The organism is Alicyclobacillus suci, assembly GCF_017329615.1.
GTDB classification, from domain to species: domain Bacteria; phylum Bacillota; class Bacilli; order Alicyclobacillales; family Alicyclobacillaceae; genus Alicyclobacillus; species Alicyclobacillus suci.
Genome location: NZ_JAFMTW010000132.1, coordinates 1 through 961, shown reverse-complemented (window position 1 = coordinate 961; position 961 = coordinate 1). Strand labels below are relative to the sequence as shown.

The 961-nt window shown below is 42.6% G+C and carries 1 protein-coding gene; it reads left to right on the top strand.

Features of this window, described 5'->3' with window-relative positions:
* Positions 1 to 229 precede the first annotated feature (229 nt).
* Positions 230 to 694 (top strand): GNAT family N-acetyltransferase, encoded by a 465-nt coding sequence (locus J3482_RS20105; RefSeq protein ID WP_236018426.1) that lies wholly within the window; start codon positions 230 to 232, stop codon positions 692 to 694.
* The last annotated feature ends 267 nt before the right edge of the window (positions 695 to 961 follow it).

The window sequence follows — 961 nt, the reverse complement described above, 5'->3', positions numbered from 1 at the left end:
TCCGCTCTTTTCATTATCCTTTCGCCCCCTGGTTGACTTTTAACGACATTGTCCAGGTAAAACGGACGAATAAACAGGTGGGCTCTATTTGACGCTCACATTCATTGAAGGTAGAAGTGGGTTTGCTAGAAGGAGAACATGTTCGTTTGATTCCCTTAGAACGGTCACACATTGAAGCCTTATATAACGCAGTTGACAGTCATGAAATCTGGACGTATTTGCCCAGCAAATGGATAAGTTTGAAGACATGGTGAGTCATGTTGAAGAAGCAATGGATACCTGGGAGCAGGGGTATGAAGTTCCTTTTGTCGTGTTTGATAAGAAAACGAATCAGATTGTTGGTATGACTCGGTTGGAAGAAGTTTTTCTTGAAAATCGAAGCGTTGAAATTGGGTGGACATGGTACTCTGCAAAGGTCTGGCGGACTCGTATAAACACTGAGGCTAAATTTTTGCTTTTGAGTTATTGCTTCGATGTTCTTAACCTTGTCAGAGTGCAATTTCGAATAGATAGTCGAAACGAGCGTTCTCGCAAAGCTGTTCTGCGTATTGGAGCTAAAGAAGAAGGCATTTTCCGAAAGAACTACATTCTTTACGACGGATACATTCGTGATACGGTCTTTTACAGTATTGTCGAGGACGACTGGTGTGTTGTTAAGAATAGATTGCAAGAATTATTAACCGTTCGAGCTTGACAAAGATTAAATTGTTTTCGAACAAACGGGGGCATATATCCCAGAAGCGAAGCCATCAAAAATGCATGAACATGCAATGCAGAACACCCTGTCGCTGTCGCGTTAGCGGGGCAGGAGTGCGCAATAGCGACTCATTTAAGAACTTAGAGAGACATCCAATGTTATTTCTGTTTTTCGCAAGTAAAAAGTGCAGAGAAACGCTGCGGATTTGTGCATAGGCACCGCAACACTGAAGATTACGACGACTTCGTTCCAGATAAGGCATGT

Coding starts and splice junctions, on each gene's coding strand:
- J3482_RS20105 (WP_236018426.1), top strand. CDS start 230: ATGGATAAGTTTGAAGACATGGTGAGTCATGTTGAAGAAGCAATGGAT.